A 12,799-nucleotide genomic window follows, 5' to 3' on the forward strand; every position below is an offset into this window, starting at 1 on the left:
CTGCACTACCGTGCGTTCTTTGCCAACGCATTACTCTGGTAGTCAAGGCCGTGCCGTGCGGCCATGGAGGAGTGAGATGAGGAGTAGCAACCCGGTCTTCACGCGTCGGGGGTTCAGTCGGGACGGCGGCTACGCCGGCTTCAACGCCGGACCGCAGCCGCAGACCGGGAATCCTTACGCGGGCGGCCCCAGCACCCCCTACGCGCAGCCGGGCAACCCGTATGCGCAGCCGGCCAACCCCTACGCCCAGCCGCAGGGCGCCCCCGCCGGCGGCCTCATGCCGCCGCAGGCGCCCGCGCGCCCCGGTGTGATGACGATCGACGCGGTCGTCTCCCGCACCGCCATCACCCTGGGCACGGTCGTCATCGCGGCGGCCGCCGCCTGGCTCACCGACATGCCGATCGGCCTCGGCGTCGTGTTCGCCCTGGTGGCCTTCGGGCTCGGCATGGTGCAGTCCTTCCGGCGCGAGGCGTCCCCGGCCCTGATCGTCGCCTACGCGGTCTTCGAGGGCCTGTTCCTCGGCACGATCAGCGCCGCCATCAACCAGTACGCGCCCGGCGCGGCGATGCAGGCCGTGATCGGCACCATGGCGGTCTTCGCCGCGGTGCTGTTCATGTACAAGCAGCGGATCATCAAGGTCACGCAGCGCTTCACCCAGTTCGCCATCGCGGCGGGCCTCGGCTTCGTGGTCCTCTGCATGGTCAACGCGATCGCCGCCATGATCGGCGGCGGTGACGGCCTGGGCCTGCGCTCCGGCCCGATCGGCATCGTGGTCGGCGTCATCGGCGTCGTGCTCGGCGCCTGCTTCCTCGCCCTCGACTTCAAGATGGTCGAGGACGGCATCGCCTACGGCGCCCCCGAGAAGGAGGCGTGGCTCGCCGCCTTCGGGCTGACCCTCACCCTGGTGTGGATCTACCTGGAGTTCCTCCGGCTGATCGCCATCCTGCAAGGGGAATGACCGGTGTGCCCGCGCGCGGGTACACCTCCGAACGAAGTGGCCGGGGACCCCGGCGGAAGGCACGTCTTCCGCCGGGGTCCCCGGCCGTCGTGCGTCAGGGCGGCGTCACGGCGTGAACGAGCGCAGCAGCTCCAGGGCCGCGGCGAGGTCGCGCGCCGCCCGGGGGTCCGGCCCGGCGGCGCGCACGGCGTGCGCCAGGTCGTGACCCGCGACGGCCACCTGGTCCCCGACGACGTACAGGCCCTCGTCGGGCATCTCGCGCGGGGCAGCGCCGGGCCGCTCCAGTGCCTGCGCCCGGCGGGCCAGCTCACGGGCCAGTTCCAGGCCGCGCGCCGCGGCCCCGCGGCGCAGCGTGCTCTCCGGCAGGGTCCGCAGCCGGTCGGCGACCCGGTCGACGGCGGCGTCGAGCGCGTCGGCGCCCCCGTCCCCGGGGGCGCCGGCGGACGCGGAGGGTGTCTCCGTCATGCGGTGTCCCGCCTAGTCGTTCTGCTCGTGCTCATTGAGGTACGAGGACGCCACCACGCGGTCGGCCAGCAGGTAGACGCTGTCGCTGCCGCAGGAGAACGTCAGGGCGTACGCGCCGGAGACGCCGGAGCCGCCCATGAGCACCGGCGGCTCCCCCGACCGCACGGCCTCCGACAGCCGGGCCGCGGCCTCCTGGTGGCTCGGCGAGAGGCACAGCGTGGTGCCGTCGGCGAAGAGGAAGACGTCCAGCGTCCCGAGCGGCCCGGGACGCACGTCCGCGAGCGGGGTGCGTGCCTCCGCGAGCCGCGTGAGCCGGTCCGCCGTGCGCCGGTGCTCCTCGCGGGCCGCGCGCTCGGCCGCCGCCGCGCGGTCCACCGGCTCGCCGGACAGCGTGTAGCCGGGGTGCGACGGGTGCCGCCTGCGGGCGGCCGCCAGCTCGGGGGACTCGCCGCCCTCCTGCGCCTCCCGGTCGTCGGGCTCGGCCGGGTCGTCCGCGGCGTCCGGCGCGTCCGCCGCCTGGCGCGGGATGAACGCGGCGCCGTCCCGGCCGCCGGGCAGCCCCGAGTCGCTCAGCAGGTAGCGCTCCAAAAGGGCGTCGAGCAGTTCCTCGTCGGCGCTCCCCGTCCCCTGCCCGATGGGGCCGCCGCCCGCGAGGAGCGTGCCGGTGGCCGTCGTGTCGCCCGCCTCGTGCTCCGCCCAGTACGCCCGCGCCTCGGCCAGCTCGCGCTCCCGCTCGTCGGCGAGCGCCGCCGCGACGGCTCGGCGGATCTCCTCGGGCGGCACCGGCCGGGCGCCCGGCACACGGCGGCCGGACAGCTCGGCGCGGAGCGCGGCGAGATCGGCCCGCAGACCGCGCGCGGTGATCAGGGCTCCCGCGCCCAGGGCCACGGCGGTGCCTGCGGCCACCAGCAGGATGACGGATATGGCGCTCACGGACTCGCTCCCAGTGCTCTTCAGTCCCTGACTTCTTATCCCAGGTTTCCGGGGCGGGGCCACGGCGTGCAGTGCGGAACGTCATCGGACGGCCGGGACATTGGTCCATCCGCGCTCCCCGCCACCGCTGTGAGCTGCGCTTTTCTCCGTGCCCCCGGGATGCATCACATCCCGGGGCCGCTTCGGTATCGCCTGCATATACGGCGGTGACGTACGTCACCGCGGCCGGCCCCGACCGGTGCCGCGTCCGTGCGGGGGCCGTGCCCCTGCCCCCGCCGACCCGCACGGTCTCCCGACCGGGCTGCCTGTCGTGCCGCCGCAGCGCGTTGATCAGCGTAGTGCCGATGCGGGCGCCCGTCATGCCGAACGGGTGCACGAGCCCGGACGTGCCGGACCGACGCTTCCGGCGGCGGGACGACTGTCCCAGGAGCGCCGTCCGACCGCTGACGAGCGGCCGCCCGCCGCCGCGCCCGGGGAAGGCACCGGCAGGGTGAGCCGGTGCCCCCGGGAGCGGTTCCGCGTGCCCGCGCGCCGCCGGGGACCGGTGGCGGCGCCCCGGGGCCAGGACCGCCGTACGGTCCCGGGCGCGGGTCGATGGACGCGTTCGCGCGCGCCCGCCGCGGGCGGGGAAGGGCTCACGCGCCGCGGCCGTCGGCCCCGGTCTCCCCGGCGGCGCCCGACGGGCACCGGTCCGCCCCGTCCTCGGGCAGCCGCCGCCTGCGCCGCAGCCGCAGCAGCGCGAACGGCCGGTGCCGCCCCTCGCCGCCGTCGGCCGCGCTGACCTCCGTACCCCCCTCGGACGCGGCGCGCGCCGCGGCACGCTCCACCGGCAGCAGGCGCGCGCGCCGTGGCGGGAGCGCCGCCTCGTCCTCGCGCGGCCACACGCCGAGCGCGTCGCACAGCGTCGGCAGGATCGCCATGGCCGCCGTCGCGTACCCCTCCGCCGACGGGTGGTAGCGGTCCGGGCCGAACAGTTCCCGCGGGTGCGCGGCGAACTCGGGGCCGAGCAGCGCCCCCAGCGAGACCGTGCGCCCGCCCAGCTCGACCACCGCGATCGTCTGCGCAGCCGCCAACTGCCGGCACAGCCGCCGCGCGAGCCACCGCAGCGGCTGCGCCACCGGCTCGACCGAGCCGAGGTCGGGACAGGTGCCGACGACCACGGCGGAGCCCGCGGTCCGCAGCCGCGCCACCGCCTCCGTGAGGTGGGTGACCGAACGGGCGGGCGGGACACGGCCGGTGATGTCGTTGGCCCCGACGATGACGACGCACACGTCCGGCACCGGAGCCCGGCCCGGCTCGGTCAGCAGCAGCGACACCTGCCGCTCCAGGTCCGACGAACGGGCGCCCGACAGCGCGACGTTGTGCAGCTCGACGGGGCGCTCGGCGACGGCCGCGAGCCCCGCCGCGAGCAGCGCGCCTGGCGTCTGCCCCGCGCGCCGTACGCCTTGCCCCGCGGCCGTCGAGTCGCCGAGCATGGCAAACCGCAGCGGCGGACCGGGCGCGGCGGCGAAGGCGGCGCCGTACAGGCCGTCGGCGACCGGTGGTTCGTCGTCCGCGCCACGGCTCAGCGCGTGCCGGGCGTACCGGACCTCGGTGAGCAGCAGTCCGACGGCCGCGCCCCCCAGCAGCCCGGCGCCGCCCCCGCCGTACGCCGCCGCGGTCGCGATCCTGCGTGCCACCCGCGCCCTTGACGACATGGCAAGCCTCACGCCTCCTGTCCGTCCCGTCCGCATTCCTCACCTGTGTGGTTCCCACGGCGGGACGCCGCGCAACGCAATAGGGTGCTCACGGTGGGGCGGACGAACCCGCCCACGCGCCCCGGACGTGCGGAGATACCCAGGTGCAGTATCACGAGTCGATGATCGGACTGGTCGGCAACACCCCGCTGGTGAAGCTGAACACGGTGACGGCCGGCATCCAGGCCACCGTGCTGGCGAAGGTCGAGTACTTCAACCCCGGCGGTTCGGTGAAGGACCGCATCGCCCTGCGGATGATCGAGGCCGCCGAACGCTCCGGCGAACTGCGGCCCGGCGGCGTCATCGTCGAGCCCACCTCGGGCAACACCGGCGTCGGCCTCGCCATCGTCGCCCAGCGCAAGGGCTACCGCTGCGTCTTCGTGTGCCCGGACAAGGTGTCCACCGACAAGATCAACGTGCTGCGCGCCTACGGCGCCGAGGTCGTCGTGTGCCCCACGGCCGTCGACCCCGAGCACCCCGACTCGTACTACAACGTCTCCGACCGCCTCGTCCGCGAGACCCCGGGGGCCTGGAAGCCCGACCAGTACAGCAACCCGAACAACCCCCTCTCCCACTACGAGACCACGGGCCCCGAGCTGTGGCGGCAGACGGACGGCCGCATCACCCACTTCGTCGCCGGCGTCGGCACCGGCGGCACCATCAGCGGGACCGGCCGCTACCTCAAGGAGGTCAGCGGCGGCCGTGTGCGGATCGTCGGCGCCGACCCCGAGGGCTCGGTGTACTCCGGCGGTTCGGGGCGGCCCTACCTCGTGGAGGGCGTCGGCGAGGACTTCTGGCCGGAGGCGTACGACCGTTCCGTCACGGACGAGATCGTCGCCGTGTCGGACAAGGACTCCTTCCGCATGACGCGCCGGCTGGCCCGCGAGGAGGGGCTGCTCGTCGGCGGCTCGTGCGGCATGGCCGTCGTCGGGGCGCTGGAGGTCGCGCGCCGCTGCGGTCCCGACGACGTGGTCGTCGTGCTGCTGCCGGACGGCGGCCGCGGCTATCTGAGCAAGATCTTCAACGACGAGTGGATGGCCGACTACGGCTTCCTGGAGGGCGGCGAGCCGAGCGCGCGCGTCGGCGACGTGCTGCGCGCCAAGGAGGGCGACCTGCCGTCCCTCGTCCACATGCACCCGGACGAGACGGTCGGCGAGGCGATCGACGTGCTGCGCGAGTACGGCGTCTCGCAGATGCCGGTGGTGAAGCCGGGCGCCGGTCATCCGGACGTCATGGCCGCCGAGATCGTCGGCTCGGTCGTGGAACGGGAGCTGCTCGACGCCCTGTTCACGCGGCGGGCGGCGCTGGACGACAAGCTGGAGCAGCACCTCGCCGCGCCCCTGCCGCACGTGGGGTCGGGCGAGCCGATCGCCGACCTGATGCCGGTCCTGCAGGACGCCGACGCCGCCGTCGTGCTCGTGGACGGCAGGCCGACGGGCGTCGTCAGCCGGCAGGACCTGCTGGCGTTCCTCGCCGGGGGGCACTGACCCGCGCGGGACGGGCAGGGGATCCCGAAGTGTCACGGCCGGGCAACGCGTCGTTAACACCGGTCCTGCACAGTGGTCGGTGTCGGCACCAAGGACCTCCGGAGCGGCTCCCGGACCTCCCTGGTCGCCCGGACGCCAGGCCCCGACCCGGCCGGCGTCCTCGCGGGGACCGCCGTCGTCCCGCCCCTGGCGCTCGCGCCGGGGTGCGGCGGTCCCCGCCGTCTCCTCCTCCCCGCCGCGGTGCCGGGGCGCCGGTCAGTTCTGCGGGGGGTGACGGCGGTCGCGGCGCAGGACGTAGAACCCGTTGACCGCCACGATGCCCGCCCAGCACGTCAGCAGGCCGTTCAGCCCGGAGTTCGCCGCGGCGATCGCCGACAGCGGGATCGCGAGCACGAGGGAGATCGCCGCCAGGACGAACTCGGACCCCGGCCCCCGGTACTGGTCCGGCGTCTGCGGCCGGCCGCCCCGCGCGATCACCATCTGCTGCTCCGCGAGCTGACGCCGGACCCGCTTGTCCACCGTCGCGTCGACACGCTGCTCCACCTTCTCCAGGAACCCGTCCACCAACTCCGCCTCGTACGCCTCGCCCAGTTCCTTGCGGGTCTGGAGCGCTGCGTCCAGGTCGGTGCGGAGATCGGGATCGCGGTCACTGCCACTCGTCATACGGCCAACGCTACGGTGGCCCGCCACCCCTGCACACGGGGGCTAGCCCCCCTTCCCATGGAGGTGTTCCCCGCACCACGGGCCGCGGCGGGCGGTGTGCCACCATCCACGGCGGAACCACGACCACGGGGGAGAGGCACACCATGCTCCGCGCGACCGCGTCCGACGGCTGCCGCATCGCGTACCGGACGGAGGGCGAGGGACCGCCGCTCGTCCTGCTCGCCGGGCAGGCCAACAGCCACCACTGGTGGGACTCGGTCCGCCGCGACTTCCACACCGCCCGCAGCACGATCGTCCTCGACTACCGGGGCACGGGCGACAGCGACAAGCCCCGCGACCCGTACAGCACCGAGGGCTTCGCGGACGACGTGATCGCCGTCCTCGACGATCTCGGCGTCGAGCGCGCCGACGTGTACGGCACGTCGATGGGCGGCCGGGTCGCGCAGTGGGTCGCCGTACGGCACCCCGGGCGCGTCCGCCGGCTGGTCCTCGGCTGCACGACGCCGGGCGGCCCGCACAGCGTGCCGCGCGACGCGGCCATCAGCCGTTCCCTGGCCGCCGCGAGCCCGCACGAGGCCGCCCGCATCCTCGCCGACCTCATGTACACGCCGGGCTGGCGCGCGGCCCACCCCGGCCCGTACGGGACGCTGGGCGACCCGGGCATGCCGCTGTACGCGCGCCGCCGGCACTTCACGGCCAGCGAGCGGCACGACGCGTGGGACGCCCTGCCGCGCGTCACGGCGCCCACCCTCGTCCTGCACGGGACGGACGACACGTTCAACCCGGCGGCGAACGCCCCGCTGCTCGCCGGCCGCATCCCCGGCGCGGTCCTGCATCTCGTGGCGGGCGCGCGGCACGCGTACTTCGAGGAACGGCGGGACGAGGTGAACCCGTTGGTGCTTGACTTCCTCGACGCCGCGACAGGCGGCCAGGGAGGCGGCGATGACCGAGAACGTGCGTGACACCCCGGTGGACGGCACCCTGCCGGAGACCGTGCGGGTCCCGGCGGCGGGCGGCGGCGGGCTCGGCTCCCGCTTCCTGCGGCTGTGGGCCGCCGGCACCGTCGCGAACCTCGGCCAGGGCGCCACCGCTGTCGCGCTGCCGTGGCTCGCCGCGACCCTGACCCGCGACGCCCTCGCCATCGCGCTGGTCGGCGTCGCGATCCGCCTGCCGTGGCTGCTGTTCAGCCTCCCGGCGGGCATGCTCGCCGACCGTCTCGACCGCCGCCGCATCATGCTGGCGATGGCCGCCGTCCGCGCGCTGGCCGTCGGCGCCATCGCCGCACTGGTCGCCGCCGACGCCATGTCGCTGCCCCTGCTGTACGCCTGCGCGCTGCTGCTGGGCTTCACCGAGGTGCTCTTCGACAACACCTCGCAGGTCCTGCTGCCGGCCGTCGTGGACCGCGCCCGGCTGGCCGCCGCCAACGGCCGGCTGATGGCGGGGCAGATCGTCACCGAGGACTTCTTCGCGAAGCCGGTCGCCGGTGTGCTGCTCGGCGTGGCCCTCGCCCTGCCGTTCGCCTTCGACGCCGCGACGGCCGCCGTCGCCGCCGTGCTGCTGCTGACCCTGCGCGGCGGCTTCCGGGCCGGCGGCACGGGCGTCCCCGCCGCCCGGCGGTCGGCGCGCGCCGAGATCGCGGAGGGTGTCCGGTGGCTGTGGCGGCACCCGCTGCTGCGCCCGCTCGCCGTCTCCCTGGCCGTCTTCAACATGGCGGGCGCGGGCGTCGCCGCCGTCCAGGTCCTCTACGCGCGGGAGATCCTCGGCCTCGGCTCGCTCGGTTTCGCCGTCCTCACCTCGGCCGGCGGCGTGGGCGGGCTGCTGGGCGGGCTGTTCGCGAGCCGGGTGACGCGGCGGATCGGGATGGCGCGGTCGCTGTTCGCGCTGCTCGGCGTCGAGGCCGCTGTGTACGCGACGGCCGCGGTCGTCTCGGACGCCTGGCCGGTCGCCGTGATGACGGGCGTGTCGGGCTTCGGCGTCGTCATGTGGAACGTCGTCACGGTCTCGCTGCGGCAGACGCTGATCCCCGACCACCTCCTCGGCCGGGTCAACAGCGTCTACCGCCTCCTCGGCTGGGGCACCATGCCCCTCGGCATGGCGGCGGCCGGTGTGCTCGTGGGGGCGGTCGAGGCGTTCGCCGGGCGCGAGGCGGGACTGCGGGCGCCGTACGCCGTCACGCTCGCCGCGGTCGCCGTACTCGCGCTCTACATGCGGCGCCACCTGCGGCAGCGGTCGATCGACGCGGCCCTGGCCGGGGCGGGCGGCGCCTGAGCCGGAGCGGGGCCGGTCAGGCGGGGGCGGCGGCGGCCCACGCGCGGGCCTTCGCCAGCTCCTTGGCGGGCAGGGCGTCCCCCGCGGCGACGACGCGGGGCCGCAGCTCGGGCGCCGTCGTCAGCGCGCGGAACAGGAAGCCCGTGGAGACCTCGTGGTCCGGGCGGTGCACGACCTCGATGCCGTCCCCGGCCCGCACCTCGCCCGGGGCGATGACCCGGAAGTACGTGCCGGACCGTGCCTCGGCGGTGAACCGCCGCACCCAGCCCTCCTCGCGCAGCCAGTCGGCGAACGTCCGGCAGGGGATGCGGGGCAGGCTGGCCTCCAGGACGAGGTCCCGCCCGACGCGCCACCGCTCCCCGATCCGGACCTCGGCCAGGTCGACGCCCACGGTGGTCAGGTTCTCGCCGAAGACGCCGTTCGCCAGCGACCGGCCCAGCGCCGGCTCCCACCGGTCGAGGTCCTCGCGCGCGTAGGCGTACACCGCCTGGTCGTCCCCGCCGTGGAAGCGCAGGTCGGCCACGGTGTCCCCGGCCAGGCCGCTGCCGCCGGTGCCGCGCGGCCCCGGCGCGGCGACGGCGACCGGTCCGCCGACGGGCCGCTTGTCGATGCCGGTCAGGCCGGAGGGCGCGTCGGTGCGCGCGACGGCGCCGGCCCGGCCCACGTTCACGCTGAGCACGGTCGGGGGCAGCACACGGGGCATCGGCACGCGGGGCGCGCCCGGGGAGAGGGACATGCTGCCGAGGATACGGCCGGGGCCGCCGGGAATCAGGCCCGCGCGGCGTCGCCGACGTCCAGGACCGCCTTGCCCGCGACACGGCCGGCGGCGAGGGCGGCGACCGCCTCGGCGCCGCGCTCCCACGGACCGCGCCACCCGACGCCGGTGTCGAGCGCGCCGTGCGCGACCAGCCCGGCGAGCCACGTCAGGTCGCCGGCCAGCCCCGCCGTGTCGTCGAGCAGGAAGTACGTCGTCATCGCGCGGTCGTGCCCGAGCGGGCCCTCGAGCGCGCCGACGGGGAAGGTCTCGGGCTGCCCCGCCGTGTGCCCGAGGGCGACCAGCGTGCCGTGGGGCGCGAGCGCGGCGAACGCGGCGACCAGGTGGTCCCCGCCGACCGTGTCGATCACCCCGTGCACCGGGCCGCGCAGGTCCCGCAGCCCGCCGGCGCCGATGACCACGCCGTCCGCGCCGAGGGAGCGCAGCAGCGGCTCCTTGCCCGGGTCGGTCGTCGTCGCGATCACCTCGGCCCCGGCGCGCGCGGCGAGCTGCACCGCGAACCGGCCGACGCCGCTGCCCGCGCCGGTCACCAGGACCCGCCGTCCGATCACGGCACCCAGCCGGCGCAGCGCCCGCAGGGCCGAGCCGGCGGCGACGGGCAGGGTGCTCGCGGCCCCGTGGTCGGCGCCGCCGGGGAGGACGCCGAGCAGCCCGGTGCGGACGGCCCGCAGCTCCGCCCACGCGCCGTCCGCGCCGACCCCGACGACGGGCGTGCCGGCGGCGGGTCCCGAGCCGTCGGCGGCGGCGCGGACGACGACGCCCGCCGCGTCCCAGCCCGGGACGGTGCCGGGCGCCGCGTCCGGCAGGAGGTGGACGACCTCGCCGTGGTTGAGGGAGAAGGCCGTCACGCGCACGAGCGCTTCGTCCGGCCGCGGCTCGGGGTCGGGGGCCTCGGCGAGCGCGAGATGTCCGGGTGCGGAGTGGTCGATGGTCCAGGCGCGCATGGCACGGTCCTCCGGTCGGGAACGGTGAGCCGGCACCACCGAAGTGCCGGTGACCGGCAGAAGCCTGCCACAGGCAATCGCGGGTGACCAGCGGGCAGTAGGATTCCCGCATGACGGACGACGGCACCGGGCTCACCCTGCGGGAGCGCAAGAAGATCCGGACGCGCCGCACCCTGGTGGAAGAGGCGCTGCGCCTGTTCACCGAGCGGGGGTTCGCCGCCACCACGCTCGACGAGGTGGTCGAGGCGGCCGAGGTCTCGCAGCGGACGTTCTTCCGCACCTTCTCCTCGAAGGAGGACGTCGCGCTCGCGCCGGAGAAGGAGCTGTGGGCCGCCTTCACCGCCCGGATCGCGGCCGAACCGCCGGGGCCTTCCCCGCTGCCCGGCTACGTCGCGGCGCTCCACGCGGCCGTCGACGACATGACGGAGGGCTGGGAGGACCGCTTCCTCGCCAGCCGCGCGCTGTGCGACCGCACGCCCGCGCTGACCGCCCACAGCCTGCGGCACTGCGCCGAGGTGACCGACCGGCTCGTGGCCGCCGGCGAGCCCGCGGGGCAGCCGGAGCTGCTGCGCCGCGTCCTCCTCGACGTGCTGCTCGCGGCCTGGCACTGGGCGCTGGCCCGCTGGTCCGAGGGCGGGACGCCGGACCGGCCCGCCCTGCACGCCCGCATGCGCGAGGCGTTCGACGCCCTGCCGGCCGTGGCGCCGCTCATCGCGGGACCCGGGACGGCCCGCTGAGGCGGCGCCCGGCATGACGAAGGCCCGCCCGGTGACGGCGCGTGCGCACACGCCGACACCGGGCAGGCCCTTGGTGAAACACCGGGGACCGTGCCCCGGCCGCCGTCACTCCTCGGCGAGCAGCCCCTTGCGCAGCCGCGTCAGGGTGCGGGAGAGCAGCCGCGAGACGTGCATCTGGGAGATGCCCAGCTCCTCGCCGATCTCGGACTGCGTCATGTTGGCCACGAACCGCAGCGACAGGATCGTCCGGTCGCGCGGGGCCAGCTCGGCGATCATCGGCTTGAGGGACTCGATGTACTCGATGCCCTCCAGGTCGTGGTCCTCGTAGCCGAGCCGGTCGGCGAGGGCGCTCTCGCTGTCGTCCTCCTCCGGCTGGGCGTCGAGCGAGCTGGCGGTGTACGCGTTGGACGCGGCCATGCCCTCGACCACCTCGTCCTCGGGGACGCCGAGGCGCGCCGCGAGCTCCGCGACGGTGGGGGAGCGGTCGAGCTGCTGCGCCAGCTCGTCGCCGGCCTTGGCCAGGTCGAGGCGCAGCTCCTGCAGCCGGCGCGGGACGCGCACCGACCAGGACGTGTCGCGGAAGAACCGCTTGATCTCGCCGATGATGGTCGGCATCGCGAAGGTGGGGAACTCCACACCGCGGTCGGCGTCGAACCGGTCGATGGCCTTGATCAGGCCGATCGTGCCGACCTGGACGATGTCCTCCATCGGCTCGCTGCGGGAGCGGAAGCGGGAGGCCGCGAAGCGGACGAGCGCGAGGTTCAGCTCGACGAGGGTGTTGCGCACGTAGGCGTACGCGTGGGTGCCCTCCTCCAGCTCGCCGAGCCGCGCGAAGAGGGACTTCGACAGGGCGCGGGCGTCGTCCGGCGCGACCTCGTCGAAGCGGGGTATCCCGGTCAGCGACGCGAGGACGTCGTCCCCCTCGCCGGACCGGGCGTCGGCCGGTCCGCGCTGCTGGGGTACGAACGCCGCTGCGGCCGAGTCCTCGGCCGGTCTCACGTGCGATCGAGGGGCGGGTGACATATCGGGTGTCCTCCGTAAGTGTCTCGGCATATGGCTGCCGAAGCCGTGACGTGCACTGCGGTGTGCGGCGCCTCCAAAGCCGTCTGTCGGAAAACCTTCGACCTCTACGCCTATCGGGGATCGGGGCCCGAAGGCAAGTCCGGTACGCTCCTGATCGGACGTATGTCCGAGAAGAGAAGCTGTTCGGAGCACTGGGCACGGGCTAAGGTTTTCCGGACCCAGCCAGCCGATGGCTCCGAGGAGATGAGGGGGCTGCATGGACCGCGGGACACCGGACGGTGCGCGCCGGAAACAGCTGACCATCGACGTCCGGCGCACGGAGGCCGGCGCGGTGGTCACGCCGGCCGGCGAGCTCGACCACCACTCCGCCGACACCCTGCGCGGTTCGCTGGAGCAGTGCCTCGCCGACGGCGTGCGGCGCATCGTCATCGACTGCTCGGCCCTGGAGTTCTGCGACTCCACCGGGCTGAACGTGCTCCTCGCCACACGTCTGACGGCGGAGTCGGCCGGTGGCCAGATCCATCTGGCCGCCATGCGCCCGATCGTCGCCCGTGTCTTCGAGATAACGGGCGCCGGTTCGGTCTTCACGGTGCACGACACCCTGGACGACGCCCTCGCGGCGCTCCCGGCGGATTGAACGCCGTGCGCAGCGCGCCCCGCGAGCACCCGCGGGCGCGTCACACTATTGCCAGGGCCGCGGGGGTGTGGCGTCCGTCCCGCCGGGCAGGAGACCACACAGACCGGGCCTGCGGAGCTTTCCGCGCGCCGGCGGACGAACGTTTCAGCAGCGTGGGGACATGGTGAGGGGAG

General features: G+C 75.2%; 13 protein-coding genes. 6 read left to right on the top strand and 7 right to left on the bottom strand.

The features are described 5' to 3' along the window. Positions 1–76: 76 nt before the first annotated feature. Positions 77–958, top strand: coding sequence for a Bax inhibitor-1/YccA family protein (locus EMA09_RS19195; protein ID WP_129842243.1), 882 nt, complete (start codon positions 77–79; stop codon positions 956–958). Between the two features lie 105 nt (positions 959–1,063). Here EMA09_RS19195 and EMA09_RS19200 read toward each other — a convergent pair whose 3' ends face one another. From EMA09_RS19200 to EMA09_RS19215, 3 genes are all read right to left on the bottom strand, one after another. Continuing rightward, on the bottom strand, positions 1,064–1,423 hold the full coding sequence (locus EMA09_RS19200; RefSeq protein WP_240796467.1) for a hypothetical protein: 360 nt from the start codon (positions 1,421–1,423) through the stop codon (positions 1,064–1,066). 12 nt (positions 1,424–1,435) lie between these two features. Further along, the gene (locus tag EMA09_RS19205) at positions 1,436–2,356 is read right to left on the bottom strand and encodes a hypothetical protein (protein ID WP_129842244.1); all 921 of its coding nucleotides are present in this window, start codon (positions 2,354–2,356) and stop codon (positions 1,436–1,438) included. A gap of 635 nt (positions 2,357–2,991) precedes the next feature. Then, positions 2,992–4,035: an SGNH/GDSL hydrolase family protein gene (locus EMA09_RS19215; RefSeq protein WP_129842245.1), complete on the bottom strand. Its 1,044-nt coding sequence runs from the start codon at positions 4,033–4,035 to the stop codon at positions 2,992–2,994. Positions 4,036–4,196: 161 nt separating this feature from the next. Here EMA09_RS19215 and EMA09_RS19220 point away from each other — a divergent pair, with 161 nt between their 5' ends. Continuing rightward, positions 4,197–5,579: a cystathionine beta-synthase gene (locus EMA09_RS19220; protein ID WP_129842246.1), complete on the top strand. Its 1,383-nt coding sequence runs from the start codon at positions 4,197–4,199 to the stop codon at positions 5,577–5,579. 255 nt (positions 5,580–5,834) lie between these two features. Here EMA09_RS19220 and EMA09_RS19225 read toward each other — a convergent pair whose 3' ends face one another. Beyond that, positions 5,835–6,242, bottom strand: a complete 408-nt coding sequence (locus tag EMA09_RS19225; protein ID WP_129842247.1) for a hypothetical protein — start codon at positions 6,240–6,242, stop codon at positions 5,835–5,837. Between the two features lie 143 nt (positions 6,243–6,385). Between EMA09_RS19225 and EMA09_RS19230 the strand changes: the two genes are divergently transcribed. Continuing rightward, a complete protein-coding gene (locus EMA09_RS19230; protein ID WP_129842248.1) occupies positions 6,386–7,204 on the top strand; it encodes an alpha/beta fold hydrolase in 819 nt (272 codons plus the stop codon). Further along, on the top strand, positions 7,185–8,510 hold the full coding sequence (locus EMA09_RS19235) for an MFS transporter (protein WP_129842249.1): 1,326 nt from the start codon (positions 7,185–7,187) through the stop codon (positions 8,508–8,510). The genes EMA09_RS19230 and EMA09_RS19235 overlap by 20 nt, the downstream gene beginning before the upstream one ends. A 16-nt stretch (positions 8,511–8,526) precedes the next feature. On the opposite strand, the gene EMA09_RS19240 is transcribed toward EMA09_RS19235, so the two are convergent. Together EMA09_RS19240 and EMA09_RS19245 are read right to left on the bottom strand one after the other, a co-directional pair. After that, entirely contained in the window at positions 8,527–9,246 is a 720-nt protein-coding gene (locus EMA09_RS19240) for an MOSC domain-containing protein (protein WP_240796468.1), read from the bottom strand. A gap of 32 nt (positions 9,247–9,278) precedes the next feature. Beyond that, the gene (locus tag EMA09_RS19245) at positions 9,279–10,229 is read right to left on the bottom strand and encodes a zinc-binding dehydrogenase (RefSeq protein WP_129842250.1); all 951 of its coding nucleotides are present in this window, start codon (positions 10,227–10,229) and stop codon (positions 9,279–9,281) included. Positions 10,230–10,339: 110 nt separating this feature from the next. Between EMA09_RS19245 and EMA09_RS19250 the strand changes: the two genes are divergently transcribed. Then, positions 10,340–10,966 carry a TetR family transcriptional regulator gene (locus tag EMA09_RS19250; protein WP_129842251.1) on the top strand — a complete coding sequence of 209 codons (627 nt, stop codon included), beginning with the start codon at positions 10,340–10,342 and terminating at the stop codon, positions 10,964–10,966. A gap of 105 nt (positions 10,967–11,071) precedes the next feature. Here the strand turns inward: EMA09_RS19250 and EMA09_RS19255 are convergent, their stop codons facing one another. Then, on the bottom strand, positions 11,072–11,989 hold the full coding sequence (locus tag EMA09_RS19255) for an RNA polymerase sigma factor SigF (protein WP_129842252.1): 918 nt from the start codon (positions 11,987–11,989) through the stop codon (positions 11,072–11,074). 256 nt (positions 11,990–12,245) lie between these two features. On the opposite strand from EMA09_RS19255, the gene EMA09_RS19260 reads away from it, so the two are divergent. Then, entirely contained in the window at positions 12,246–12,626 is a 381-nt protein-coding gene (locus EMA09_RS19260) for an STAS domain-containing protein (RefSeq protein ID WP_129842253.1), read from the top strand. The last annotated feature ends 173 nt before the right edge of the window (positions 12,627–12,799 follow it).

It is taken from the genome of Streptomyces sp. RFCAC02 (assembly GCF_004193175.1).
GTDB lineage: Bacteria > Actinomycetota > Actinomycetes > Streptomycetales > Streptomycetaceae > Streptomyces.

Coding starts and splice junctions, on each gene's coding strand:
- EMA09_RS19260 (WP_129842253.1), top strand. CDS start 12,246: ATGGACCGCGGGACACCGGACGGTGCGCGCCGGAAACAGCTGACCATC.
- EMA09_RS19195 (WP_129842243.1), top strand. CDS start 77: ATGAGGAGTAGCAACCCGGTCTTCACGCGTCGGGGGTTCAGTCGGGAC.
- EMA09_RS19245 (WP_129842250.1), bottom strand. CDS start 10,229: ATGCGCGCCTGGACCATCGACCACTCCGCACCCGGACATCTCGCGCTC.
- EMA09_RS19250 (WP_129842251.1), top strand. CDS start 10,340: ATGACGGACGACGGCACCGGGCTCACCCTGCGGGAGCGCAAGAAGATC.
- EMA09_RS19235 (WP_129842249.1), top strand. CDS start 7,185: ATGACCGAGAACGTGCGTGACACCCCGGTGGACGGCACCCTGCCGGAG.
- EMA09_RS19200 (WP_240796467.1), bottom strand. CDS start 1,423: ATGACGGAGACACCCTCCGCGTCCGCCGGCGCCCCCGGGGACGGGGGC.
- EMA09_RS19230 (WP_129842248.1), top strand. CDS start 6,386: ATGCTCCGCGCGACCGCGTCCGACGGCTGCCGCATCGCGTACCGGACG.
- EMA09_RS19255 (WP_129842252.1), bottom strand. CDS start 11,989: ATGTCACCCGCCCCTCGATCGCACGTGAGACCGGCCGAGGACTCGGCC.
- EMA09_RS19240 (WP_240796468.1), bottom strand. CDS start 9,246: ATGTCCCTCTCCCCGGGCGCGCCCCGCGTGCCGATGCCCCGTGTGCTG.
- EMA09_RS19225 (WP_129842247.1), bottom strand. CDS start 6,242: ATGACGAGTGGCAGTGACCGCGATCCCGATCTCCGCACCGACCTGGAC.